Genomic DNA, 24,713 nt, shown 5'->3' with positions numbered 1-24,713 from the left:
CACCTCTACGGAACAAGGGACGCAATGGAACGGGCCGAAACCTCGAACGAGCGGGCAGCGGTCACCGGCTGCATCCTGGCGGGCGGGCTGTCGCGCCGGATGGGCGGCGGCGACAAGAGCCTGAGAACCCTCGCCGGCAAGGCGATGCTGCAACACGTGATCGACCGGTTGAAGCCGCAGGTCGGCGCGATCGTGCTGAATGCGAACGGCGATGCCTCGAGATTCGCCGGGTTCGGCCTGCCGGTGCAGGCGGATCTCGTCGAGGGCCATGCCGGGCCGCTCGCCGGCGTGCTCGCCGGCCTGCGCTGGGCCGCCGAGAACACACCGGAGGCGACCTTCGTCGCGACGGCCGCGACCGACACACCGTTCTTCCCGCAGAACCTCGTGAGCCGCATGATCGAGGCGACGGAGGGCCGCCGGCGGATCGTCCTCGGGCATTCGGGCGAGCGCGTTCATCCGGTCTTCGGGCTCTGGCCCGTGGCGCTCGCCGACGACCTCGAGGCGGCCGTCCGCGAGGAAGGCCTGCGCAAGGTGCTCGTCTGGGTGCACCGACACGACAATGCCGTCGTCGACTTCCCCGTCCGGAAGGTGGGCGAGTTCGAGCTCGACCCGTTCTTCAACGCGAACACGCCGGAGGACATGGCGATCGCCGAGAAGCTGATCTCGGAGGCGGCATGAGCAAGGTCTTCGGCGTCACCGGCTGGAAGAACTCGGGCAAGACGACGCTGACGGAGCGGCTGATCGGCGAGCTCACCCGGCGGGGCTACCGCGTCGCATCCCTCAAGCACGCCCATCACGCCTTCGACATCGACCGCGAGGGCACCGACTCCTGGCGCCACCGCGCCGCCGGCGCCAGCGAGGTCGCCATCGTCTCCTCCGGCCGCTGGGCCTTGATCGGCGAGCTCAGGGGTGCGCCGGAGCCGACGATGGAGGAGGTGCTGGCGAAGCTCGGCCCGTGCGACGTCGTCATCGTCGAAGGCTACAAGCGCGAAAGCCACCCGAAGATCGAGTGCCGGCGGAGCGGCGGCCGCAAGGGCGAGCCGCTGGCGCCATCCGACCCGCACATCGTGGCTGTGGCGAGCGACCACGAGACCGACACGGCCGGCCTTCCTCATTTCGGGCTCGACGACATTCCGGCCATTGCGGATTTCGTCGTCGCCAGGCTCGCCCTGCCGCGCAGCGAGAGAGCGGAGATCGACGCATGAGCAGGAAAGCGCCGCGGCGGCTGATCGACGACTGCTTCCTCACCGACAAGGAGCGCCTGACGCACGAGGAGGCGCTCGACATCCTGCGCGAGCGCCTGTCGCCGGTGGCGGATCTCGAGCCCGTGCCGCTTGCCGAGGCGACGGGCCGGGTCGCCGCCGATGCCGTGCTGGCGCCCCGCCCGGTGCCCGCCGCCGACAACGCGGCCGTCGACGGCTACGCCTTCGCGCTCGCGGACTACGAGGCGACCGGCGGCTTCTTCCCCGTCGCGGGGCGCGTTCCCGCCGGTCATCCCACCAGCGAGAAGCTGCCGATCGGAGCCGCAGCGCGGATCTTCACGGGAGCGGTCATGCCGCCGCGCGCCGACACGGTCGCGATGCAGGAAGACTGCGAGCCCCACGAGCAGGACGGCCAGGATTTCGTGATCATCCCTCCGGGCCTCAAGCAGGGGGCAAACCGACGCAGGGCCGGCGAGGATCTCGCCCAGGGAACCGCCCTGTTCGACGCGGGCCAGATCCTGCGCTCGCAGGACGTCGCGGCCGCCGCGAGCGTCGGCACGGCGGCGATCACCTGCTACGAGCCGCTGAAGGTCGCGATCGTCTCGACGGGCGACGAGGTCCTGGAACCGGGCTCGACCTTTCGCGACGGCGCGGTCTACGACGCGAACCGGCCGCTCCTGCAGGGTCTGCTCGCGGGGCTGCCGGTCGAGGTGACGGATCTCGGGATCCTGCCGGACCGGCGCGACGAGGTGCAGGAGACGTTGCGTGCTGCAGCCGAGACGCACCACGCGATCCTGACCACGGGCGGAGCGAGCCGCGGCGAGGAAGATCACATCGTTTCGACGCTCGACGAGATCGGGTCGCGGCACATGTGGCAGCTCGCGATCAAGCCCGGGCGCCCGATGACCTTCGGCCAGCTCGGCGACTGCGTCTTTCTCGGGCTTCCCGGCAATCCGGTGGCAGCCTTCGTGTGCTTCCGCCTCTACGTCCGCCCCGCCCTCCTGCGCCTCGCCGGGGCCGACTGGGCGGAGCCGCGGCGCGTCATGCTGAAGGCCGAGTTCGACATCAGGTCGAAGCCCGACCGCCGCGAGTTCCTGCGCGGAATCCTGCTGACGGAGAATGGCACCGTGACGGGCGTCGACAAGTTCGACCGTGACGGTTCGGGCCTCATCACCGGCCTGCGCGAGGCCGACGGGCTGATCGAGATTCCCGAGGCGACCACCGAGGTGAAGGAGGGAGACGAAGTCGCCTTCCTGAGCTGGGGCGAGCTCGGCGGATAAGTTCGGCTCCCAGGCAACCACGCCGCCCGGCGCACGTTGCTCCTCCGAGGACCGAGATGGAGCGAAGATGATGGCCCCGGACAGAGATCGAGCGGTTGGCGGACACTCCCCCGGCGGGGATGCCGAGCCCGGCACGCCGGGGACCGGTGAGAACATCTGCCCCATCTGCGAGGGTGCCGGCGCGATCGACGGCGTGGAGTGCGTCAACTGCGACGGCACCGGCAAGGTGATCGAGGGCGTCGGCGGCGGCTGAGCCGAACACCTCGCGGGCATCCGGTCCGCGGTGACACGGACGTCAGGCCGGCGCGGGCTGCTCGGAGGGGGCAGGTGATGCCGCCCCGGTTCGGCCGACCGCTCGGTCGCGCCCCCCGCGCTTGGCCGCGTAAAGTCTCCGATCTGCGTGGGAAAGGAGAGCCCGGAGATCTCCCCCGTCTTCAGGCGCCGTCGCCACGCCGAGGCTGAGCGTGAGGCCGCCCGCTCTTCCGGCCTCGAGTGCGGCGGCTTCGCGCCTGAGCCGCTCGGCCAGGTGCAGCGCGCCGTCATGGTCGAGACCATCGCACAGCAGCACGAACTCTTCGCCGCCATAGCGGAACAGAAGATCCTGCTCCCTGACAGCCCCCGCGAGCCCCTGCGCGAGACCCCTCAGCGCCTCGTCACCGGCGGCATGACCGTACCTGTCATTGATCGACTTGAAATGGTCGACGTCGATCATGATCAGGCTGACCGGTCGGCGCCGCTCGGCCGCGTGGCCGACGAGCCTCGGCGCCTCGTGCTCGAAGCGCCCCCGGTCGAGCAGTCCCGTGAGGCCGTCTCGCCCTGCGCTCGCCAAGAGCTTCTCGTAGCGCTGCCGATAGGTGAGGACGTCGAAGAGATCCCACAGCTTCCGCTGCGGCCGCGAGGCCGGCTCCTTCTCGAAGACGGCAAGGTAGATGCCCGTCAGCAGGCTGAACACGATCGCGGCGCCCATCTTCGCGACCCAGCCGCCGATCAGAACCTCCACCGGGGCGTCCGTGAGCACCCTGAGCGCGAGATAGAACCCGATCTGGTCGAAGGTCAGCACGGCGGCGGTGCAGGTGATCAGGCGGATGAAGAAGTGGCCCTCGATCGACCGCGAGACACGCTCCCACATCAGGATGACCATGATCGCATCGATGAAGAGGAGCGTCGTGCCCCAGATCATCAGCCAACCCATCTCGTCGATGAAACCGAGATCCGCGACCCGCCCCGGGACAGGCGAGACGACGATGTGGTTCCGCATGATCAGGACGAGCCCGACCATGAGGAAGTTGCCCATCAGGAGCCCGTAAATCGGCTGGCGGACCGTGTCCGCGTCCTCCTTGATGTAGAGGAGCAAGAGCATGCAGAGCTTGCCCGAGAACAAGACCGTCGAGCCGGGCGAGATGATGCCGAAGGGCAGCGCGATGTAGAAGACGGCGGCGAGATAGGTCTCGACGAAGTGCATGACGCCGAGCACGCACAGAAAGATGCCGAGGCCGAACCGGCCGCGCAGCCGGAAGAGCGTCGTCATGACGGCGAAATATGCGACAGCCTCCACGACGAGGAGCAGGCTGTTGAAGACGGTGACGGGCAACAGAGGCACTCCGGGCAGAGCCACCAGAGCGTACGTTAGCGTGCAGATTCGGCCGGCAGCCGCGCAAGAGTTGGCAAATGCCCCCCGCGATCAAGGGTTCTGCTGCAACACTTCTCGCCTTTCGGGGGGTGGCTAACCTACCAGAGTCCACCAGCCCTCGCGGGGCGGCGCCGGGAGGGCTGGCCGGCCTGCAGCGGCTGGACCAGGAGCTCGCCCGTGTTCTCGACCGTCTCGCCGAGCGAATTCCCGAAATGCTCCAGGCGGTCGTCGTAACTCCGACGTGAGCGCTGGTCCACGATGGCGATCGGCGCCGACACGATGAGCCCGGCAGCGCCGCCGACCGTCGCGCCGGTGGAGGTGGCAAGGTCGGCGATGCGATCGCCCACGCCGACCTCGAATGTCGACAGGTCCTGTCCGCTGGCGAGCTGCCGGCCGAGCAGATGAACCGCTTCCGGTGCCTGTGCGAAGGTCCCATGGTTGAGGGGGTCGCTCGACCTCACTCCGGTGAGGTCGACGACGGTGATCTGATCGCGCTCGAGCTCGCTGCGATAGGGCTCGAGCTCAGGGTCGATGGCCCCGAGACGGGCGGAGCTTCCCCAGACGCGGCGAGAGACCGCGAGCGCCCGGTCGTTGCGCGAGACGAAGAGGGTGAAGCGGGGCCCCTCGCCCTCGATCGCGGCGATCTGCGTCCGGAAGACGTCCACGTCGACGTCGGGCGCCGCGAGGATCACGTCGCCGATCTTGCGCGCGACCCGCCCATCGCGGATCGCCATCTGCCTCAGCGCCTCGAGCGTCACCCAGTTGCCCATCGAGTGCGCGAGAACCGTGATCTCGCCGACGGAGCGATCGGCGGCGAGCTTCGCGAGGAGCCGCTCCAGCGCGTCACGCGAGTAGTTCGCGCTCTCCCGGTCGTAGCCGTAGCCAAACAGGCCACCGCCGGACGGCCACGTGAACAGGACGGGGACGATCGGCGCGCGGGAATCGTGGACGATCTGCGCAAGGCGGTAGACGGCGTCCTCGAAGCTGTTGTTGTAGCCGTGGATGAAGACGAGCACGTGCCGCCCCTGCCGGGCCGTCATCTCGTCGAGCCGCCTGAACGCGGTTTCTTCCGCCACGCGGTCCGCCTTCAACGTCACGAAATCGCGCGAAGGATCTCCCGGGAGCGACCTCGGCCACTGCACGTCGCCGATCTGGCGCACCTCGTCGGGCGGAATGGAGATCGCGATGTCGGCATAGGTGAGCCCCTCGCCGCGAGCACCGGAGAACATCCGGCCGGGCTCATCGGGTGTCGCGCTCCGGGTGGTCGCCACCAGCATCTCCACCCGCGAGGTTCCGGTGACCTCCCCCGCATAGGGCACGAGCACGCCCTGGGCTCGCCCTGCGCAACCGGCCAGGAAGACCAGCATGAGAATCACGACCGGATGACGGAGACGCTCGGTGCCGAGGCGGCAACGGAAGTCGGAACACAAGGCTGACATGAAGCCACCATAGCCGCCGCGGCCGCATCTCGGAACCGACAACCGATGCGCGGGCAGAGACTTACCCTTCCGTCACCCGTATTGCGCGCGTCGGGGGAAAGAGTCGAAGATGGGCTCAAGCTGCCACTTGAACTCGGCGGCCGGACAAAAAGCAGAGACACCAGAGGAACGAGACGAACATGCGTCCCACGTTGCGATTGGCCGTTGCCGCCGCCGCCCTCATGGCCGCCACCGGCTTCTCCCAGGCTCAGGAAAAGCTCCGCATCGGCACGGAGGGCGCCTATCCGCCCTTCAACTATACCGACGCCTCCGGCCAGCTGATGGGCTTCGACATCGATATCGCAAACGCGCTCTGCGAGGAGATGCAGGTCGAGTGCGAGTTCGTGACGCAGGATTGGGACGGTATCATTCCGGCTCTGCAGGCCAACCGCTTCGACGCGATCATCGCCTCGATGTCGATCACCGAGGAACGCCGGCAGCAGGTCGACTTCACCAACAAGTACTACAACACGCCGCCGGCAATCGCCGTGCCGGAGGACAGCGACCTGACCGAGGCGACGCCTGAATCCCTCTCGGGCAAGGCGCTGGGCGCCCAGAGCTCGACCACGCACTCGAACTACGCCGAGGCGAAGTTCCCGGATGCCGACCTTCGGCTCTATCCGACGGCGGAGGAGTACAAGCTCGACCTGTCGAGCGGGCGGCTCGACGGCGTCATCGACGACGTCGTCGTGCTGAGCGAGTGGGTCGATTCCGAAGACGGCGCCTGCTGCAAGATCCTGACGCCGCTTCCGCTCGACCCCGAGATCAACGGCGAAGGCGCCGGCATCGCGATCCGCAAGGGCGAGGACGAACTGCGCGAGAGGTTCAACGACGCCATCGCCGCGATCCGCGAGAACGGCACCTATCAGGAGATCAACGAGAAGTACTTCGACTTCGACGTCTACGGCGACTGAGGCGAGGGTTCCGATACCGAAATCGCTCCCCGGCGGACAGGGCGCCGGGGAGCCCACTGGGCGGAGCGTCGGAGGTAGCTTACGGCGCGCGGGCGGGAGGCGCCTTGGAGCTCTTCACTCTCCTGAGTTTCGGCGATGCCGGCTGGGGCGACGAGATCGCCCGCGGCGTGCTCGTGACCGTCACCCTTGCGCTCGCGACACTGCCCTTCGGCCTCGCGATCGGGCTCGTCGTGGCTCTGGGCAAGAACTCGGAGGAGCCGACGCTCCGGTCGGCGGCGAACGTCTACACGACGATCTTTCGCGGCCTGCCTGAGCTTCTGACGCTGTTTCTCGTCTTCTACGGCGTGCAAATCGGCTTCACCCGGCTCCTCGCTCCGTTCACCGATGCACGGGTGGAGCTCAGCCCCTTCCTCGCCGGCATGATCGCGCTCGGCCTCGTCTTCTCGTCCTATGCGAGCGAAGTGTTCCTGTCGGCGTTCCGCGGCATTCCTGTCGGCCAGTACGAGGCAGGTCGCGCGCTCGGCTTGCGGCCGTGGCAGACCGGCCGCCTCGTGATCCTGCCACAGCTCATCCGCCTCGCCCTGCCCGGCCTCTCGAACCTCTGGCTGATCCTGCTCAAGGACACTGCCCTCGTCTCCGTGATCGGCCTCTCCGACCTCGTCCGCGAGAGCGGCGTCGCCGCCCGCGTCACGCGGGAGCCGTTCTTCTTCTTCGCCGTCGCCTGCCTGATCTACCTGACACTCTCGATCCTCTCCTCCTTCGCGCTCGGCGCGATCGGCCGCTGGTCGCGCCGCGGGGAGGCCGAGCATTGAGCGCCAAGAGCGATCTGCGGCCGCCGCCGCGGGCGCGGCGATGGGACGCCCCCCGCGTCGCCGGCCACGTGCTGATGGGCGTCTGGATCGCCGCCGGCGTGCTCCTCGCGATCTATCTCGTCGGCGCCTTCTCCACCGATTTCGCGCAGCGTTACGGCTTCCGGATGCTCTCCGGCTTCTGGACGACGATCGAGCTCGTGACGCTGTCGCTCCTGATCGGCGCCGCGATCTCGCTCCCCGTCGCCGCCGGACGGCTCTCCCCGAACCCCGTCATCGGCGCCCTCGCCTACGGCTATGTCTACTTCTTCCGGGGCACGCCCCTCCTCGCGCAGACGTTCCTCGTCTACTACGGCGCCGGCAGTTTCCGGGCGGAGCTCGACGCGGTCGGCCTGTGGACCTTCTTCCGCGACGCATGGTTCTGCGCCGTCTTCACCTTCTCGCTCAACACCTCCGCCTATCAGGCCGAGATCCTCGCCGGCGCCATCCGCACCGTGCCGCGCTCGCAGATCGAGGCGGGACAGGCCCTCGGCCTGAGCCGCTACGTGATCGCGACGCGCATCGTGCTGCCGCAGGCGCTCGTCGTCGCGCTGAGGCCCTACGGAAACGAGGTGGTGCTGATGATCAAGGGATCGGCGATCGCCTCGATCATCACGATCTACGACCTGATGGGAGAGACGCGGCGCGCCTTCTCGCGCAGCTTCGATTTCCAGACCTATATCTGGGCCGCAATCCTCTACCTCGTGCTCGTCGAGACGCTGCGACGGCTCTGGGACGTCATGGAGAGGCGCCTGACGCGCCATCTCGTCCGCGACGATACGTAAACGCCTGGCGCTACCAAGACCCCGGCGGGCGTGCTACCCGACGGGACGGAACGATCACCTGGGGCAACGCTGGAAGGGAGGCACGAAGCGCATGGCGAAGGTCGCATTCATCGGTCTCGGCGTCATGGGATATCCCATGGCCGGCCATCTGAAGAACAAGGGCGGTCACGACGTCACCGTCTATAACCGCACGGCCGCGAAGGCCGAGAAGTGGGCGGAGCAGTTCGGCGGCAGCCACGCGCCCACCCCGAGGGCAGCAGCGGAGGGCTGCGACTTCGTCTTCTCGTGCGTCGGCAACGACGACGACCTGCGCGAGGTGACGCTCGGCGCCGACGGCGCGTTCCACGGTATGACGAAGGGCGCCGTCTTCATCGACAACACGACCGCCTCGGCGGCGATCGCGCGCGAACTCTATGCGGCAGCCCGGGAAGCCGGGTTCGGCTTCCTCGACGCGCCGGTCTCCGGAGGACAGGCCGGCGCCGAGAACGGCGCGCTGACGGTGATGTGCGGCGGCGACGAGGAGGTCTACAGCCGCGCCGAGCCGGTGATCCAGGCCTATGCGAAGATGGTGGGGCTCATGGGCGACGCCGGGGCGGGCCAGCTGACGAAGATGGTCAACCAGATCTGCATCGCGGGGCTCGTCCAGGGGCTTTCGGAGGCGATCAACTTCGGCCAGGCATCCGGGCTCGACATCGCCAAGGTGATCGGCGTCATCTCGAAGGGCGCCGCCCAGTCCTGGCAGATGGAGAACCGGTGGGAGACGATGGCCGCCGGCACGTTCGACTTCGGCTTCGCCGTCGACTGGATGCGCAAGGACCTCGGCATCTGTCTCGAGGAAGCGAAGAACAACGGCACGACCCTGCCCGTCACCGCGCTGGTCGACCAGTTCTACGTCGACGTTCAGAAGATGGGCGGAAACCGCTGGGACACGTCCAGCCTGATCGCGCGGCTGAAGAGGTAGGTCCGGCCGGTCTCGCACCTCCGTCGCTTCTTCGCCAGCGCTTCGCCAAAGAAGCACCACATCCCTCGGTTAGGCCCATGCCCTGACCGAAAACGGGACGAACGGACGGAGAAACGGCGGCATGCGGTACCTGTTGATGGCGCTCGGCTGGCTCGCGATCGCGTTGGGCATGGTCGCACTGGTGCTTCCACTCGTGCCGACCGTGCCCTTCCTGATCCTCGCGGCCATGTGCTTCGCGAAGTCCTCGCCGCGCGTCCACGACTGGCTCGTCGAGCACAAGCGCTTCGGGCCGCCGATCCGCGATTGGCGCGATCACGGCGCTGTCGGTCGCGGTCTGAAGCTGAGCACGGTCGGCGGCTTCGCCGCCGCCCTGGCCTTCAGCGCCGCGATGGGCCTCGGGGCATGGATGCTCGCCGCGCAGGCAGCCTTCGCGGCGGCGGCGGTCTCCTACGTCCTGACCCGGCCGGCGGTCCCCCGCGCGGCCGCTTGAGCCACGTCCTCAGCCGCCCTCGCCCGCATAGTCGAGCGGCAGAGCGGTGGTGAACTTGATCTGCTCCATGGCGAAGCTCGAGGAGACATCGGCCAGTTCGATCTTCGAGATGAGGCGCTTGTAGAACTGGTCGTAGCGCGCGATGTCCGGCACCACGACACGCAGCAGATAGTCGACCTCGCCGGACATGCGGTAGAACTCGACCACCTCCGGGAACTCCGACACCGCTTCCGCGAAGCGCGCCAGCCACTCCTCGCTGTGGCGGCTCGTCCTGACCGCCACGAAGACGGTCACGCCCGCCTTCACCCGCATCGGATCGAGGAGCGCCACGCGCTTCTGGATCACGCCGTCCTCCTCCAGCCGCTGGATGCGTCGCCAGCACGGCGTCGTCGACAGGCCGACCCGCTTGCCGATCTCGGCGACCGGCATGGTCGTGTCCTCCTGGAGGATGGCGAGGATCTTGCGGTCGATGCGGTCGAGCAGGGCCATGGCGAAAACTCGTTCCTGATGGATCGCTACATGTAGGACCACATGTCCAACCAGCGATCAAGGCGGCCGGGTCGGTAGAACGATTTTTCGCGCACACCGACTGATGCCTGCAGGTCACAGGAGCGGGAAAGCCGCAGTCGCAACAATGTCCAAACATGTTCTTAAGGAATGCCTCCCAACACTCGGCATCGGCGTGCGTTTCCGCGACTGACACCGAGCTGGTCGGTGGCGGATCGCCACGACTAGCCGCGGAAGGTCATGACAGAGTTCCCCGCCAGTGCCCCCTCGCCGGCTCAGCAGAAGCCGCGCCGCCGAACCCCGCCGCCGCAGGTGGTGGCGGCGCGCGAGCGGCTGACGTCGCAGACGGGGACGAAGCCGGCCTTCGACCGGGAGCTCCTGCTCGCCTATGCGAAGAACCAGAACGCCATTGCCCTCGTCATCCCGCTGCTGGCCATACTGATCGCCGGTGTCACCTCCGTGTGGGCGCCGTGGCAGGAGGTGGCGCTGTGGTTGACCGGTGTCCTGATCGGCAACGGCATCCTCACGATCCTCTGCCGGCGCTACGAGCAGCTGAACACCAGGCCCACCCTCAACGTCCGCCTGTGGGAGCGCCGCTTCTACGCGGCCGAGTTCCTGAACGGCGTCCTGTGGGCGACGCTGGCCTTCATCACCGTGGCACCGGGCGACACCTCCCCGGTCATCTTCATGTTCGCCGTCATGATCGTGATCCTGGCGATGCGCACGCTGACCGCGTCGAACATGCCCGAAGCCGCGCTCGCGGGAACGATCCCGGTGACGCTCGCGATGATCATCCGGCTCGCGATGGTCGCCGACGTGCTGCACCTCATCCTCGCCGGCATCGCGGCCGGCGCGCAGATCTTCTTCATGATCCTCTCCCGGCAGTTCCACCAGACGGTGCTGATCATGTTCGGGCTGAGGGCGGAGAAGGACTCCCTGATCGCCGAGCTCGAGCAGGCGAAGGCGGTCTCGGACGAGGCACGCCGGCGGGCGGAGGAGGCGAACCTGGCGAAGTCGCGCTTCCTCGCCACCATGAGCCACGAGCTCAGGACACCCCTCAACGCGATACTCGGCTTTTCGGAGGTGTTGAAGGACGAGCTTCTCGGCAAGCACCAGATCGCGGCCTACAAGGAATATTCCTTCGACATCCACAAGAGCGGCCAGCATCTCCTGAACCTCATCAACGAGATCCTCGACCTGTCGCGCATCGAGGCGGGGCGGTTCGAGCTGAAGGAAGAGGCCGTCTCCCTCGCGGCCACCGCCGAGGACTGCCGCCACCTCCTGAAGCTGCGGGCGAACGAGCGCGGGATGACGATCAGGGAGAATTTCGAGCCCGACCTGCCGAAGATCTGGGCGGACGAGCGTTCGGTCCGGCAGATCATCCTCAACCTGCTCGGCAACGCCATCAAGTTCACGCCGCACGGCGGCGAGATCACCGTCACCGTCGGCTGGACGGCGGGCGGCGGCCAGTATCTGTCGATCCGGGACACCGGGCCCGGCATTCCGCAGGAGGAGATCCCGACCGTCCTGTCGAGCTTCGGCCGCGGCAGCCTCGCCCACAAGAACGCCGACGAAGGGACGGGCCTCGGCCTGCCGATCGTCGTGAAGCTCATGGAGTTGCACGGCGGCACCTTCGACATCCGCACGAAGCTGCGCGAGGGAACGGAAGTCATCGTGATCTTCCCGCGTGCCCGCGTCATGAAGGCGCTGCCGCCGGTGCCGCAGGAATCCCGCCCCCGGAGGGCCGGCCGCGCGGCCTGACATTCCCGCGAGCGATCTTGCCCGGCGCGGCGGTTGAACCAACATAGGAGAGGTCTTTTCCCGCGGGGATCTCCCTTCCATGCCGCTTTCGCACTCCCGATTTCCCCGCGCCTTTCTCGCGTGCGGCTCATGAGGGCGGGCCTCGCTCTCTCCGGGGTCGGCGTCCTGGTCCTCGCGGGACTGATCCTCGCCAACAGCGACCCCTCGCAGGACATCCTGGGCCTCGATCAGGAGCGCTTCGCGGCGGCGGCCGCGCTCGGCGCGCTTCTGCTCGTGATCGGGGGCGGGTTCCTCGCCAGCTTCATCGAGCGGCCGGGCGCGGCGTTGCGCGCGATCGTCCTGTGGTCGGTGTTCGGCTTCACGCTCATGGGGCTCTACACCCATCGCGTTGAACTCGCCGAGATCGCACAGCGGACGATCGGCGGGGTGGTACCGGGACTGCCGGTCGTCAGCCAGACGGGCGATCTGACCGAGATCACGCTCAACCGCGGCCTCGACCGGCACTTCATGGCCCGGGCGAGCGTGAACGGCGCGAACACGGTGTTCATGGTCGACACCGGGGCGAGCCGCGTGACCCTCACCGCGAACACGGCACGGGCAGCCGATCTGCCGATCGACCGGCTCAACTTCTCCACGCCGGTGCGCACCGCCAATGGCATGGCGCTCGTCGCGCCCGCAACCATCGCCTCACTCGAGATCGGGCCGGCGGTGTTCCGGGACGTGGCCGCCTTCGTCGCGCCCGAAGGGACGCTCGATTTCGACCTGCTCGGTGTCAGCGCTCTCGACAGGCTCGATTCCTACGAGGTGCGTGGCGACCAGATGGTCCTGAGGGTGCATCATTGAGACCGCCTTCACGGTCTCCTCGCAAACGCTCCCGTCTCGTTCACGCGATGCCAACCCGCACCCGCTAGTCTCGCGCCTCGCGATCGAGCCGTCGTGCTGCCGAGCCTCCGGGCCGGCGCTCGAAGAAGGAGGTGCACGATGCGGTGGCTTTGGCTCATCCTGCTGCTTTCGGGCGTGGCGGTCGCAGTGCCGGCACTCGAGCAGGCGACCGATCCGGACGGCCGGACAGCCGCAGAGACTGCCAGTGCCGTCAGCACGCCCCCCATGAGGGACGTCCGCATCGCGGCCGACGACCGTGGTCATTTCGGCGTCCGGGCCGTCATCGCCGGGCGAGACTTCCTCATGATCGCCGACACCGGGGCGAGCGTGGTGGTGCTGACGGAGGCTGATGCCAGGCGTGCCGGCTTCAATCCCGCTTCGCTCGCTTACGACGTGCCGGTCAGCACCGCCAACGGAACGGCCTACGCGGCAGAGGTCTCGATCGCCCGCATGGAGGTCGAGCACATCGTCGTGCGCGACGTGCGGGCGCTCGTCGCGAAACCAGAGGCCCTCCAGCGGAGTTTGCTGGGGATGACGTTCCTCGGTCGCCTGCGAGAGTTCTCGGTGAAGAACGGCCAACTCGTGCTCGTCGATTGAGCAGCGTCGCCGAAGCCGTATAATGCGGCTGCCCCGCATCCACCGACATTCCTCCCGATGGGAATGTGCCAGCCCGCAGGACCGACATGTTCCCCACACCGACCTCCAAGGTTGAAAGCAACACCGCTGCCTACGAGAACACGCCGCTCGTGAAGCCGACCGGCTTTCGCGAATACGACGCACGCTGGCTGTTCGGCTCGGAGTTGAACCTTATGGGCGCGCAGGCGCTGGGCATGGGCATCGGCACCTTCATGCACGAGCGCGGCGTCGGCTCGGATATCGTGGTCGGCCACGACTACCGGAGCTATTCGCTCTCCATCAAGCTCGCCCTGACCCAGGGGCTGATGGCGGCGGGCTGCCGCGTGCACGACATCGGCCTCGCCCTCTCGCCGATGGCCTATTTCGCGCAGTTCGAGCTCGACGTGCCGGCCGTCGCCATGGTCACGGCAAGCCACAACGACAACGGGTGGACGGGCGTGAAGATGGGCACGGAGCGCCCGCTGACCTTCGGTCCCGACGAGATCGGGCGCCTGAAGGAGATCGTGCTGACCGGCTCGTTCAAGTTCGGCCAGGGCAGCTACGACTTCGTGCCGAATTTCGGCGAGCGCTACATCGCGGGCCTCGTCGAGGGTCACAAGCTGTCGCGGAAGGTGAAGGTCGTCGCCGCCTGCGGCAACGGCACGGCGGGCCTCTTCGCGCCCCGCATCCTGCAGGCGATCGGCTGCGAGGTCGTGCCGCTCGACTGCGACCTCGACTGGAACTTCCCCCGCTACAACCCCAATCCGGAAGACATGAAGATGCTTCATGCCCTGGCGGACGCGGTGAGGGAGAGCGGAGCCGACGTGGGCCTCGCCTTCGACGGCGACGGCGACCGCTGCGGCGTCGTCGACAACGAGGGCCACGAGATCTTCGCCGACAAGATCGGCGTCATGCTCGCCCGCGACCTCTCGAAGATCCACGAGAACCCGCAATTCGTCGTCGACGTGAAGTCCACTGGCCTGTTCATGACCGATCCGGTGCTGGTCGAGAACGGCGTGAAGGTCGACTACTGGAAGACCGGCCACTCCTACATCAAGCGCCGCGTCAACGAGCTCCACGCGCTCGCCGGCTTCGAGAAGTCCGGCCACTTCTTCTTCAACGCTCCCATCGGCCGCGGCTACGACGACGGTGCGGTGGCCGCGATCGCCATCTGCGAGATGCTCGACCGCAACCCCGGCCGGAGCATGGCCGAGCTTCTCCGCGACCTGCCGATGACCTGGCAGTCGCCGACCATGTCGCCCCATTGCGACGACGAGAAGAAATACGACGTGATCGACCGGGCGACGGAGCACTTCCAGATGCTGGCCAACAAGGGCGAGAAGATCGCCGGCCAGGCGGTGAAGGAGCTGATCACCGTCAACGGCGTCCGCATTCATCTGGAGGACGGCACCTGGGGCCTCGTGCGCGCGTCCTCGAACAAGCCCGAGCTCGTGGTCGTCGTCGAGAGCCCGACCTCGGAGGAGAACATGCGGGCGATCTTCGCCGAGATCGACGGCTTTCTCTCCCAGCAGCCGGAAGTCGGCGAGTACAACCAGAAGATCTGAAGGGCGAACCTGTGGAGACGCTCTTCGAGCGCGTCGTTCCGGTCCTGCGGATCTTCGACGTCGCGAAGGCCCGCGAGTTCTACCTCGACGTCCTGGGGCTCGAAATCGACTGGGAGCATCGGCATGCGGAGGAATTTCCCCTCTACATCAAGGTGTCCCGCGGCGACCTCGCCCTCCACCTCGGCGAGCAGCACGGCGATGCCTGCCCCGGCTCGACCGTCTACGTCTACATGCGCGGCCTGACCGGGCTGCATGCCGAGATCTCGGCGACGGGGTACGCCTACAGCCGGCCGGGGCTCGAGGAGCAGCCGTGGGGGATGCGGGAGATGACGGTGACCGACCCGTTCGGCAACCGCATCCGCTTCGGCGAGACGATCTGACGACCTCTCACCCGAACAGGAACCGCGAGGCGACGATCAAGAGGAAGATGCCGAAGCTCAGCTCGAGCGTGCGCTTCGTCAGCCGGTGCGCGAGGGCGACCCCGAGCGGCGCCGTCACGATGGACAGCGGCACCATCAGAGCGACCGCCGGCAGGTTGACGAAGCCGAGCGAGAACGGCGGCAGACCTTCCTCTCCCCACCCGGCGATGATGAAGCCGATCACCCCCGGCACGGCGATCAGGACGCCCACACCCGCCGACGTGGCGATCGCGTTGATGAGCGGCCGCCCGAACAGGATCTGCGCCGTCGCGGCGAGCGTGCCGCCGCCGATCCCCATGAGGGCCGACGAGGAGCCGATGACGAGCCCGCTCGCGGCGACCACCGGCCCCGGCATCCTGTCGGAGAGCTTCATGTTGCCGGTGCCGATGATCAGGCGCGCGCCGAGAACGGCGATCAGGACGGAGAAGATGATCTTCATCTCCTCGCCGGAAACGAGGTTGGCGATCGCCGCGCCGCCCGCGACACCCGTCACGATCCAGGGCGCCCAGCGCTTGAGGAGCTGCATGTCGACGGCACCGCGCCGCTTGTGCGCGAGAAAGGAGCGGATGGCTGTCGGTACCACGACGCCGAGCGAGGAGCCGATCGCGACATGCATGCGGATGTCGGGATCGAAGCCCTGGACGAGAAACACCTGATAGAGGACCGGCACGGCGACCGCACCGCCGCCGACGCCGAACAGGCCGGCGAGGAAGCCGGCCGCGAGGCCGGCGACGGCGAGGCCCGCCGCCAGCGTCGCGAGGTCCGCCCAGGGAAGCGCGCCCACCCGCGTCAGGCCGCGCGGGAGACAGCGGCGAGATCCACCGCCGCCAGCGCCCGGTCGAGCACCTCGAGGCCGGAGCCGGGCACCCTCGCCTCCTCCGACATGATCTGACGATAGCGGCGGGCGCCGCGCATCCCCTGGAAGAGGCCCAGCATGTGCTTCGTCACGCGGTGGAGCGGCGTGCCCTCGTCGAGCTCCCGCGCGATGAAGGGCCGCATCGCCTCGATCGCTTCGACAGGATCGCGCCGCTCCCCCTCGCCGTAGAACAGGGGGTCGACCTCGCCGAGGATGGCCGGCGTCTGGTAGGACGCGCGCCCGAGCATGACGCCGTCGAGCACCTCCAGATGCGGCAGCGCATCCTCGAGCGTCTTCAGGCCGCCGTTGAGGACGATCGGCAGTTCCGGGAAGCGCTCCTTCAGCCGGTGCACTCGGGCGTAGTCGAGCGGCGGGATCTCGCGGTTCTGCTTCGGGTCGAGCCCCTGGAGCCACGCCTTGCGGGCGTGCACGATGACGGCCTGCGCCCCAGCGTCAGCCACCCGCGCCACGAAGCCGTCGAGCGGGGCCTCGATGTCCTGGTCGTCGATGCCGAGGCGGCACTTCACGGTGACCGGCACGGCGACGGCCGTCGCCATCGCCTCGACGCACCGGCCCACGAGATCCGGCTCGGCCATCAGGCAGGCGCCGAACCGCCCCGACTGCACCTTGTCGGAGGGGCAGCCCACGTTGAGGTTGATCTCGTCGTAGCCGAACTCCGCCCCGACGCGTGCGGCCTCGGCCAGTTCGGCGGGATCGGAGCCGCCGAGCTGCAGGGCCACCGGATGCTCGACCTCGTCGTGGCGCAGGAGCCGCCGCGCGTCGCCGCGCAGGATCGCGGAGGCGACGATCATCTCGGTGTAGAGCAACGCACGACGCGTGAGCTGGCGGTGGAAGAACCGGCAGCGCCGGTCCGTCCAGTCGATCATCGGCGCGACGGAGAAGATGTGCGGATAGGTGGACATGACTTTCGCGGGGGATCGGCCTTCTGCCGACAGAGATAGGCCGAAAGGCCGCGGCGCGCAAAGTGTGCCCCGCGCCGGGAGCGAAAACAAAAGGGCGCGGGAGAGGTTCCCGCGCCCGAATGTGCGTGTCGCGAGGGCCCGGCGCGAGCGCCGGGGCCCGAGCCGGATCAGAACAGGCCTTCGATCTCGCCCTGATCGTTGAGACGGATGACCTCGGACGCGGGCTTCTTGGGCAGGCCCGGCATGGTCATGATCTCACCGCAGATCGCCACGACGAAACCGGCGCCGGCCGACAAACGGACCTCGCGAACCGGGATCTCGAAGCCGGTCGGCGCGCCGCGCCAGTTCGGATCGGTCGTGAAGGAGTACTGGGTCTTGGCGATGCAGATCGGCAGCTTGCCGTAGCCGTCGTCTTCCCAGGCCTTCAGCTGGTCCTTGATCTTCTTGTCGGCGACGACCTTGTCGGCGCGGTAGATCTCCTTGGCGATCGTCTCGATCTTCTCGAAGAGACCCATCTCGTCGGGATAGAGCGGCTTGTAGTTCGCCTTGCCGCCTTCGACGAGATCGACGACCTTCTGCGCCATCTCCGTGATGCCCTTCGAGCCGTCGGCCCAGTGCTTGTTGAGCACCGCCTCGACGCCCTTCGAGGAGCAGTAGTCCTTCACCGCCTGCACCTCGGCGTCGGTGTCGGTCACGAAGTGGTTGATGCCGACGACGCATGGCACGCCGAACTTGGCGAGGTTCTCGATGTGGCGGCCGAGGTTCTCGCAGCCCTTCTTGACGGCGTCGACGTTCTCCTGGCCGAGATTGTCCTTCTTGACACCGCCATTCATCTTCATCGCACGGACCGTCGCGACGAGGACGACCGCCTTCGGCGCGATACCGGCCTTGCGGCACTTGATGTCGAAGAACTTCTCAGCGCCGAGATCCGCACCGAAGCCGGCTTCCGTCACCACGTAGTCGGCGAGCTTCAGCGCGGTCTTCGTGGCCATGACCGTGTTGCAGCCGTGGGCGATGTTCGCGAACGGGCCACCGTGGACGAAGGCCGGGTTGTTCTCGAGCGTCTGCACGAGGTTCGGCTGCATCGCGTCCTTGAGGAGCACGGTCATCGCGCCGTCGGCCTTGATGTCGCGGCAGTAGACCGGCGAGCGATCACGCCTGTAGGCGACGATCATGTCGCCGAGACGCTTCTCGAGGTCCTTCAGGTCGTTGGCGAGGCAGAGGATCGCCATCACCTCGGAGGCGACGGTGATGTCGAAGCCCGCCTCGGCCGGGAAGCCGTTCGAGACGCCGCCGAGCGACGACGTGATCTGGCGCAGGGCGCGGTCGTTCATGTCGATCACGCGGCGCCACGCGATGCGACGCTGGTCGATGCCGAGCTCGTTGCCCCAGTAGATGTGGTTGTCGATCATCGCCGACAGCAGGTTGTGCGCCGTCGTGATCGCGTGGAAGTCACCGGTGAAGTGGAGGTTCATGTCCTCCATCGGCACGATCTGCGCGTAGCCGCCGCCGGCCGCGCCGCCCTTCATGCCGAAGTTCGGTCCGAGCGACGCCTCGCGGATGCAGATCGCGGCCTTCTTGCCGATCGCGTTGAGCCCGTCGCCGAGACCGACCGTCGTCGTGGTCTTGCCCTCACCGGCCGGCGTCGGGTTGATCGCCGTCACGAGGATCAGGTTGCCGTCCGGCCGGTCCTGTACCGACTGGATGAAGTCGGCGGATACCTTCGCCTTGTCGTGCCCGAAGGGCAGCAGGTGCTCTGAAGGAATCCCGAGTTTCTGGCCGACCTCCTGGATCGGTTTCTTCTTCGCTTCGCGTGCAATCTGGATGTCAGTCTTAGCCATTGTCGTCATTCTCCCTAGGGATAGGCTGGGGTTTCGTTCTGCTTATTCGCCGAGGTCGTTGCCGACTTCGAGGCCTGCGCTCTTGGCCCAATCGGCGGCTGAGACCTTGCCCTCGCCCTCCGGTCGGACGCGCTTGACGAGGATGCGGCCGCCGATGCACTGCACCTCGAAGCCCTCGTCATTGATGGCCCGGACGCGACCGGAAATGCCGTCTCCGGGCACGCGTGCACAGTCGAAAATTCCGAGCTTCTTGCCGCCAAACGTGGTCCACGCCCCCGGCGCCGGGTTGGTGCCGCGGATCAGGTCGTAGACCTGCTTGACCGGCTTGTGCCAGTCGATCCTGGAGTGCTTGGTCGTGCAGCGGCGCTCGTAGGTCGCCTTCGATTCGTCCTGCGGCTTGTGCGGCGGATTGCCGTCCCGGTAGAGGTCGACGACCTTGAGGACGGAGTCGACGGCGGACGGATAGATCTTCTTGAAATAGAGGTCGACCACCGTGTCGTCGGGACCGATCGGGCACTCCCAGTCCAGCAGGATATCGCCCTCGTCGAGACCGTCAGAGGGATAGAACCAGCAATAACCGGACTTCTCCGAGCCCATGATGATCGGCCAGTTCACGGCCGACGGACCGCGGTGCAGCGGCAGCAGCGACGGGTGGAAGCAGATCGAGCCGTGGGTCGGCGTGTCGCGCGTCACTTCCGGCACGAACACGTTGACGAAGGCCATCACCATCAGATCGGCATTGAGCCCCGCGAGCTCCTTCGTCTCGGCCTCCTCGAACTTGGCCGGCTGATAGACCGGCAAGCCCTTCTCCAACGCGTATTCCTTGATCGGATCGACGGGCTTACCTTCCTTGTCCGGCTCGCAATAGACGGCGACGACCTCGTCGGTGCCGGCGTCGAGCAACTTTGCGAGCACGTCCTTGCCGAACGCCTGCTGCCCCATCACGATCAGTCGCATACCTATCTCCCTTCCGGGCGGCTCGAGGCCGCGCTCCTTGTTACTCTGCGGCCTGGGGCCGCTGTTCGCCGAAGGCGCCAGGGGACTGGATCTCCCTCACCTCGTCACCGGTGTGGCCGAGCACCTCGCACGGGATCTCGCCGGCATGCCCGCCGAGCGCTTCACCCCGCCGCGCCGTCCGAGGGCGTCACCGGGCAGCCGGCCGAGGGGATCGTTGCCGCGCCCGGGACGATCGACCTCGGCGACCGAACCGGTGGCCCGCAGACCTCGTCCTCGGCGATCTCCCTCATCGAAGGAAGGGGCCTGCCCGGTTGCTCACGTTCCATGACCTCGAACGTCGCCCTTGGTCCTGGTCCACTCGATCGGGCCGAACATCTCGCCGAACTCGGGCAGACGGTTCGCGGGCTTGGCGCACTCCGGATCCTCCTTCCACTCAGGCTTGCCGACGATGTCGCAGACCGCGTCACACGGCAGACCGAGTGATGAAGAGGGTGAGGCGGCGGGATCCGTCTCCGAGCTCCTCCCATGTCTCTTTGTCATTGGTCGTCGGCGGCAGAATGGCGCGCCCACAAAAAGAATGAAAGGGCCGATTTGCGGCCCTTCCATGAGTTTTTATTATTCAGCTGCAACCGCTGGTGCTTGGTCGCCGACGGCGCCGGAGCCGACGATCGACTTCAGCTCCTCCTCGGAGTAGCCGAGCACCTCGCGCAGGATCTCGTCGGTGTGCTCGCCGAGAAGCGGCGAGCGCGTCACCTCGACGGGGCTGTCGGAGAGCTTCACTGGGCAGCCGACCGAGAGGTACTTGCCGCGCTCGGGGTGATCGACCTCGACCACCGTGCCGGTCTTCCTCAGACCCTCGTCCTCCGCGAGCTCCTTCATCGACAGGATCGGGCCGACGGGGATGTTGAGCGGGTTGCAGATGTCCATGACCTCGAACTTCGTCTTGGTCTTGGTCCACTCCTCGATCGTCTCGAAGATCTGGCCGAGCTTCGGCAGACGGGCGGCCGGCTTGGCGTAGTCCGGATCGTCCTTCCACTCGGGCTTGCCGATGACGTCGCAGATCGCGGGCCAGACGGCGGCCTGGGTGATGAAGTAGGTGTAGGCGTTCGGATCCGTCTCCCAGCCCTTGCACTTCAGGATGGCGCCCGGCTGACCGCCGCCCGAGTCGTTGCCCGCGCGCGGCACGGCGTCACCGAACTCGATGCCCTCGCCGAACTGCGAGTATTCCTTCAGCGGCCCGTGCGCGAGGCGCTGCTGGTCGCGCAGCTTCACGCGGCAGAGATTCAGCACGCCGTCCTGCATGGCTGCCAGCACCTTCTGGCCGCGGCCGGACTTCTCGCGGTGGTAGAGCGCCGTCACGATGCCGAGGGCGAGGTGCAGGCCCGTGCCCGAGTCGCCGATCTGCGCGCCGGTGACGAGCGGCGGGCCGTCGCGCCAGCCGGTCGTCGAAGCCGAGCCGCCGGCGCACTGCGCGACGTTCTCGTAGACCTTGCAGTTCTCGTAGCGTCCGGGACCGAAGCCCTTCACCGACGCCATGATCATGCGCGGGTTGAGCTCCTGGATCCGCTCCCACCCGAAGCCCATGCGGTCGAGGGCGCCGGGGGCGAAGTTCTCGACGAGAACGTCGCAGCTCTTCACGAGCTTCTCGAGGACTTCCTTGCCCGTCTTGTTCTTCGTGTCGAGCGTGATCGACCGCTTGTTGTGGTTGAGCATGGTGAAGTAGAGCGAGTCGACGCCCTCGATATCGCGCAGCTGCGCACGCGTGGCGTCGCCCACGCCGGGCCGCTCGACCTTGATGACGTCGGCACCGAACCAGGCAAGAAGCTGGGTGCAGGTCGGGCCCGACTGGACATGCGTGAAGTCGAGGACCTTGACTCCTTCGAGCGCTTTCATCGTTTGCTCCCTCGTTCTCAGATGTTCTTGGCCTGCGGGTAGCGCTTCTGCGCCACGACCGAGGACGGGTTGAGATTGCCGATATTTCCGCTTTCCTTGCCGGCATCTTCGGCGATCACGGCGTTGATCAGCGTCGGCTTGCGGCTCGCGAAGGCATCCTTCACGGCGCGGCGGAGAGCGTCGGGGTTGTCGACGTTCACGCCGACGCCGCCGAAGGCCTCCATCATCTTGTCGTAGCGGGCGCCCTTCACGAACACGGTGGTCGAGGGATCCTCGCCGCCGCTCCAGTTGGTGCCGTCGCCCCGATAGATGCCGTTGTTGTTCATGATGACGATGCAGACCGGCAGGTTGTACCGGCAGACCGTCTCGATCTCCATGCCGCAGAAGCCGAAGGCGCTGTCGCCCTCGATGGCCAGGACCTGGTTGCCGGTCTCGACCGCCGCGGCGATCGCGGAGCCCATGCCGATGCCCATGATGCCCCAGGTGCCGACGTCGAGGCGCTTGCGCGGCTTGAAGATGTCGATGATCGAGCGGGCCTGGTCGAGCGCGTTGGCGCCTTCGTTGACCAGAACCACGTCGGGATTCTCGGCGATGAGCTCCTTCAGAACGCCGAGCGAGCCCTGGTAGTCCATCGGCGAGTTGTTGTTCTTCAGGCGCGGCGCCATCTTCTCGATGTTGGCCTTCACCTTCGAGCGCACGGCGCCGGTCCAGTCCTCCGACGGCTTCTTCCAGTCGGACCCGACAGCCTCGAGAAGCGCGGTGGCGGTGCTTCCGATGTCACCGATGAGCGGCGCGGCGATCGGCTGGTTCGAATCCATCTCGATGGGCTCGATATCGATCTGCACGAACTTCTTCGCGCCCTTCTCGCCCCAGGCCTTGCCCTGGCCGTGGCTGAGCAGCCAGTTCAGGCGCGCGCCGATCAGGAAGACGCAGTCGCTTTCCTTCAGCGCGAGCGAGCGCGCGGCGGAGGCGCACTGCGGGTGGTTGTCGGGCAGGAGGCCCTTCGCCATCGACATCGGCAGGTAGGGGAAGCCGAGGGTCTCGACGAGCTCCTTGATCTTGTCGTCGCACTGGGCGTAGGCGGCGCCCTTGCCGAGGATGATCAGCGGCTTCTTCGCCGACTTCAACACCTCGACGGCGCGCGAGATCGCTTCTGCGCCGGGGACGCTGTCCGGGTTGGGCTCGACGACCTTGATCAGCGACTTCTGGCCTTCGAGCGCATCCATCGTCTGGCCGAGCAGCGCACCCGGCACGTCGAGATAGACGCCGCCGGGGCGGCCGGAGAGCGAGGCGCGGATCGCGCGGGCGACGCCGAGCCCGATGTCCTCGGCGTGAAGGATGCGATAGGCGGCCTTCGCGTGCGGCCGGGCGATCGCGAGCTGATCCATCTCTTCGTAGTCGCCGCGCTGCAGGTCGACGATCTCACGCTCGGACGAGCCGGAGATCAGGATCATCGGCCAGCAATTGGTCGTGGCGTGCGCGAGAGCGGTCAGGCCGTTGAGGAAGCCGGGCGCCGACACCGTCATGCAGATGCCGGGCTTCTTCGTGAGGAAGCCCGCGGCGGCGGCGGCATAGCCGGCATGCTGCTCGTGGCGGAACGACAGGACGCGAAGCCCCTGCGCCTGCGCATAGCGGCCGAGGTCGGTGATCGGAATGCCGGGGACGTTGTAGATCGTCTCCACACCGTTCAGCTTCAACGCGTCGATCAGCAGATGGAAGCCGTCGGTGAGCGAATCCGTGGCGGCGGCTTCGGCTACGTTTGTCTCGATGCTCTGCGTCATTGCAGACATTGGAATCCTCCCGGAGAACGTTCGGCTGCACGTGGTCCAGCCGCGATATGCTTGGAAAAGAGGATCGGGACCTGCCCCTGCCGGGCGTCCTTGGCGCGGGTCTTCCCGTCGCTGTCGCGGTCGAAGGCGACAGAGTGTCGACCGCGAGCGAGTGAGGTGCCGGCGCCCCGTCCTCAGCCTCTGGCGACCCTTCGGCCGCCCGTTTCAAAAGCGCGCCTCACACCTTCCGGCGAAGCCGCGCCCGTCGTCATCGTCGGCCGCTCGGCCCGTCGATCATTCGCTTCCTCCTGTCATCCTCTCCTGGCGGTCAGGCGACCAGCTCTTCTTCGCTTTCCGCCGGCTCGACCCAGGTGCGTTCGACATGGGCGTGCAGGCTCAGAGTGTGTTCGCGCACCAGCCGCTCCGCGAGATCGGTGTCGCGGCTCTCCAGTGCCTCTATGATGTGCATGTGATCGACGATCGACTGCGCGACGCGGTCGTTCTCGCCGATCGAGCGGGCGCGGATGGCCTGCATGTGGATGAACAGTTCCGTCGCCGTGTCGTAGAGGAGCTGACACTTCGACAGCTCGAGGATCCGCTGATGGAACCGGATGTTCGCGTCGGAGTACTCGTCGATATGGGCGCCGATCTGATGCTCCGGCCCGAACGTGCCGAACACGGAGCGCAGCGTCGCGATCTCCTCGTCGGCCGCCTCGACGGTCGCGAGCCGGGCAGCCATGCTCTCGAGCGCCGCCCAGACGAGGATCATCTCGAGGATCTCCTCCTTCGACTTGCGCACGATGAAGACTCCCTTCCGCGGCGCGATCCTGACGAGTCCTTCCTGCTCGAGCCTCGCCAGCGCCTCGCGCAGAGGCGTGCGCGAGATCCTCAGCCGCTCGGCGAGCCCCCTCTCGTCGATACGGAGTTCGGCGCCCGGCTGATAGATCTGCGGACTGGTGATCTGAGCCTTCAGTTGCGTGTAGATCCGCTCCTTCAGGCTCGGCACGGCGGAGACCGGCCGCAAGCGGATCTTCGCGGTTTTCGAAACTGCCTTGGCCATCGTCGTTTGCAGCCTGTTCACTGGTGTCTGGTATACCATAGACGAGGCGCCGGCAAGCTCGCAAGTGGAACTCTGCC

The 24,713-nt window shown here is 67.2% G+C and carries 24 protein-coding genes; 14 read left to right on the top strand and 10 right to left on the bottom strand.

What is annotated here, in order from left to right; all coding sequences use genetic code 11:
* The first annotated feature begins 24 nt into the window (after positions 1-24).
* The 4 genes from mobA (at position 25) to N177_RS02620 (ending at position 2,735) form a co-directional block, all read left to right on the top strand.
* Positions 25-678 carry a molybdenum cofactor guanylyltransferase MobA gene (gene mobA / locus N177_RS02635; protein ID WP_023430677.1) on the top strand — a complete coding sequence of 218 codons (654 nt, stop codon included), beginning with the start codon at positions 25-27 and terminating at the stop codon, positions 676-678.
* Entirely contained in the window at positions 675-1,205 is a 531-nt protein-coding gene (mobB, locus tag N177_RS02630; RefSeq protein WP_023430676.1) for a molybdopterin-guanine dinucleotide biosynthesis protein B, read from the top strand. The genes mobA and mobB overlap by 4 nt, the downstream gene beginning before the upstream one ends.
* Positions 1,202-2,482 (top strand): molybdopterin molybdotransferase MoeA, encoded by a 1,281-nt coding sequence (locus N177_RS02625; RefSeq protein WP_023430675.1) that lies wholly within the window; start codon positions 1,202-1,204, stop codon positions 2,480-2,482. Before mobB ends, N177_RS02625 begins: the two co-directional genes overlap by 4 nt.
* Positions 2,483-2,552: 70 nt before the next feature.
* Positions 2,553-2,735, top strand: a complete 183-nt coding sequence (locus N177_RS02620; protein WP_152527821.1) for a hypothetical protein — start codon at positions 2,553-2,555, stop codon at positions 2,733-2,735.
* Between the two features lie 42 nt (positions 2,736-2,777).
* On the opposite strand, the gene N177_RS02615 is transcribed toward N177_RS02620, so the two are convergent.
* Positions 2,778-4,073: a GGDEF domain-containing protein gene (locus tag N177_RS02615; protein WP_023430673.1), complete on the bottom strand. Its 1,296-nt coding sequence runs from the start codon at positions 4,071-4,073 to the stop codon at positions 2,778-2,780.
* Positions 4,074-4,210: 137 nt separating this feature from the next.
* Positions 4,211-5,551 carry an alpha/beta hydrolase gene (locus tag N177_RS02610; protein ID WP_023430672.1) on the bottom strand — a complete coding sequence of 447 codons (1,341 nt, stop codon included), beginning with the start codon at positions 5,549-5,551 and terminating at the stop codon, positions 4,211-4,213.
* 179 nt (positions 5,552-5,730) lie between these two features.
* Between N177_RS02610 and N177_RS02605 the strand changes: the two genes are divergently transcribed.
* The 5 genes from N177_RS02605 to N177_RS02585 all read left to right on the top strand — a co-directional run bounded on the left by N177_RS02605 (position 5,731) and on the right by N177_RS02585 (position 9,588).
* Positions 5,731-6,504: an ABC transporter substrate-binding protein gene (locus tag N177_RS02605; RefSeq protein WP_023430671.1), complete on the top strand. Its 774-nt coding sequence runs from the start codon at positions 5,731-5,733 to the stop codon at positions 6,502-6,504.
* Between the two features lie 104 nt (positions 6,505-6,608).
* Positions 6,609-7,316, top strand: a complete 708-nt coding sequence (locus N177_RS02600; RefSeq protein ID WP_023430670.1) for an ABC transporter permease — start codon at positions 6,609-6,611, stop codon at positions 7,314-7,316.
* Positions 7,313-8,137, top strand: coding sequence for an ABC transporter permease (locus N177_RS02595; protein WP_023430669.1), 825 nt, complete (start codon positions 7,313-7,315; stop codon positions 8,135-8,137). Before N177_RS02600 ends, N177_RS02595 begins: the two co-directional genes overlap by 4 nt.
* Before the next feature lie 91 nt (positions 8,138-8,228).
* Positions 8,229-9,098, top strand: coding sequence for an NAD(P)-dependent oxidoreductase (locus N177_RS02590; protein WP_023430668.1), 870 nt, complete (start codon positions 8,229-8,231; stop codon positions 9,096-9,098).
* Between the two features lie 121 nt (positions 9,099-9,219).
* On the top strand, positions 9,220-9,588 hold the full coding sequence (locus tag N177_RS02585; RefSeq protein WP_023430667.1) for a YbaN family protein: 369 nt from the start codon (positions 9,220-9,222) through the stop codon (positions 9,586-9,588).
* A 9-nt stretch (positions 9,589-9,597) separates the two neighbouring features.
* Here N177_RS02585 and N177_RS02580 read toward each other — a convergent pair whose 3' ends face one another.
* Positions 9,598-10,077, bottom strand: a complete 480-nt coding sequence (locus tag N177_RS02580; protein ID WP_023430666.1) for an Lrp/AsnC family transcriptional regulator — start codon at positions 10,075-10,077, stop codon at positions 9,598-9,600.
* 258 nt (positions 10,078-10,335) lie between these two features.
* Here N177_RS02580 and N177_RS02575 point away from each other — a divergent pair, with 258 nt between their 5' ends.
* The 5 genes from N177_RS02575 (at position 10,336) to N177_RS02555 (ending at position 15,298) form a co-directional block, all read left to right on the top strand.
* Positions 10,336-11,856 carry a sensor histidine kinase gene (locus N177_RS02575; RefSeq protein ID WP_051402220.1) on the top strand — a complete coding sequence of 507 codons (1,521 nt, stop codon included), beginning with the start codon at positions 10,336-10,338 and terminating at the stop codon, positions 11,854-11,856.
* Between the two features lie 129 nt (positions 11,857-11,985).
* The gene (locus N177_RS02570) at positions 11,986-12,699 is read left to right on the top strand and encodes a retropepsin-like aspartic protease family protein (RefSeq protein WP_023430663.1); all 714 of its coding nucleotides are present in this window, start codon (positions 11,986-11,988) and stop codon (positions 12,697-12,699) included.
* A gap of 138 nt (positions 12,700-12,837) precedes the next feature.
* Positions 12,838-13,335, top strand: a complete 498-nt coding sequence (locus N177_RS02565) for a TIGR02281 family clan AA aspartic protease (protein WP_023430662.1) — start codon at positions 12,838-12,840, stop codon at positions 13,333-13,335.
* An 86-nt stretch (positions 13,336-13,421) separates the two neighbouring features.
* The gene (locus N177_RS02560) at positions 13,422-14,918 is read left to right on the top strand and encodes a phosphomannomutase/phosphoglucomutase (RefSeq protein ID WP_023430661.1); all 1,497 of its coding nucleotides are present in this window, start codon (positions 13,422-13,424) and stop codon (positions 14,916-14,918) included.
* Between the two features lie 11 nt (positions 14,919-14,929).
* Positions 14,930-15,298: a glyoxalase superfamily protein gene (locus tag N177_RS02555; protein ID WP_023430660.1), complete on the top strand. Its 369-nt coding sequence runs from the start codon at positions 14,930-14,932 to the stop codon at positions 15,296-15,298.
* Between the two features lie 7 nt (positions 15,299-15,305).
* On the opposite strand, the gene N177_RS02550 is transcribed toward N177_RS02555, so the two are convergent.
* The 7 genes from N177_RS02550 to N177_RS02520 form a co-directional block, all read right to left on the bottom strand.
* Positions 15,306-16,121 carry a sulfite exporter TauE/SafE family protein gene (locus N177_RS02550; RefSeq protein WP_023430659.1) on the bottom strand — a complete coding sequence of 272 codons (816 nt, stop codon included), beginning with the start codon at positions 16,119-16,121 and terminating at the stop codon, positions 15,306-15,308.
* 5 nt (positions 16,122-16,126) lie between these two features.
* Positions 16,127-17,116, bottom strand: coding sequence for a tRNA dihydrouridine(20/20a) synthase DusA (gene dusA / locus N177_RS02545; RefSeq protein ID WP_023430658.1), 990 nt, complete (start codon positions 17,114-17,116; stop codon positions 16,127-16,129).
* Positions 17,117-17,283: 167 nt separating this feature from the next.
* The gene (locus tag N177_RS02540) at positions 17,284-18,957 is read right to left on the bottom strand and encodes a formate--tetrahydrofolate ligase (protein ID WP_023430657.1); all 1,674 of its coding nucleotides are present in this window, start codon (positions 18,955-18,957) and stop codon (positions 17,284-17,286) included.
* Positions 18,958-18,999: 42 nt separating this feature from the next.
* Positions 19,000-19,914: a methionyl-tRNA formyltransferase gene (locus N177_RS02535; RefSeq protein WP_023430656.1), complete on the bottom strand. Its 915-nt coding sequence runs from the start codon at positions 19,912-19,914 to the stop codon at positions 19,000-19,002.
* A 615-nt stretch (positions 19,915-20,529) separates the two neighbouring features.
* The gene (gene frc / locus N177_RS02530) at positions 20,530-21,807 is read right to left on the bottom strand and encodes a formyl-CoA transferase (RefSeq protein WP_023430654.1); all 1,278 of its coding nucleotides are present in this window, start codon (positions 21,805-21,807) and stop codon (positions 20,530-20,532) included.
* 17 nt (positions 21,808-21,824) lie between these two features.
* Positions 21,825-23,597, bottom strand: a complete 1,773-nt coding sequence (oxc, locus tag N177_RS02525; RefSeq protein WP_023430653.1) for an oxalyl-CoA decarboxylase — start codon at positions 23,595-23,597, stop codon at positions 21,825-21,827.
* A 307-nt stretch (positions 23,598-23,904) separates the two neighbouring features.
* Positions 23,905-24,636, bottom strand: a complete 732-nt coding sequence (locus N177_RS02520) for a GntR family transcriptional regulator (protein ID WP_040485026.1) — start codon at positions 24,634-24,636, stop codon at positions 23,905-23,907.
* Positions 24,637-24,713 lie beyond the last annotated feature (77 nt).

The organism is Lutibaculum baratangense AMV1 (assembly GCF_000496075.1).
GTDB lineage: Bacteria > Pseudomonadota > Alphaproteobacteria > Rhizobiales > Tepidamorphaceae > Lutibaculum > Lutibaculum baratangense.
The sequence above is the reverse complement of the archived record's forward strand: the minus strand, read 5'-3'. Positions and strand labels throughout refer to the sequence as shown.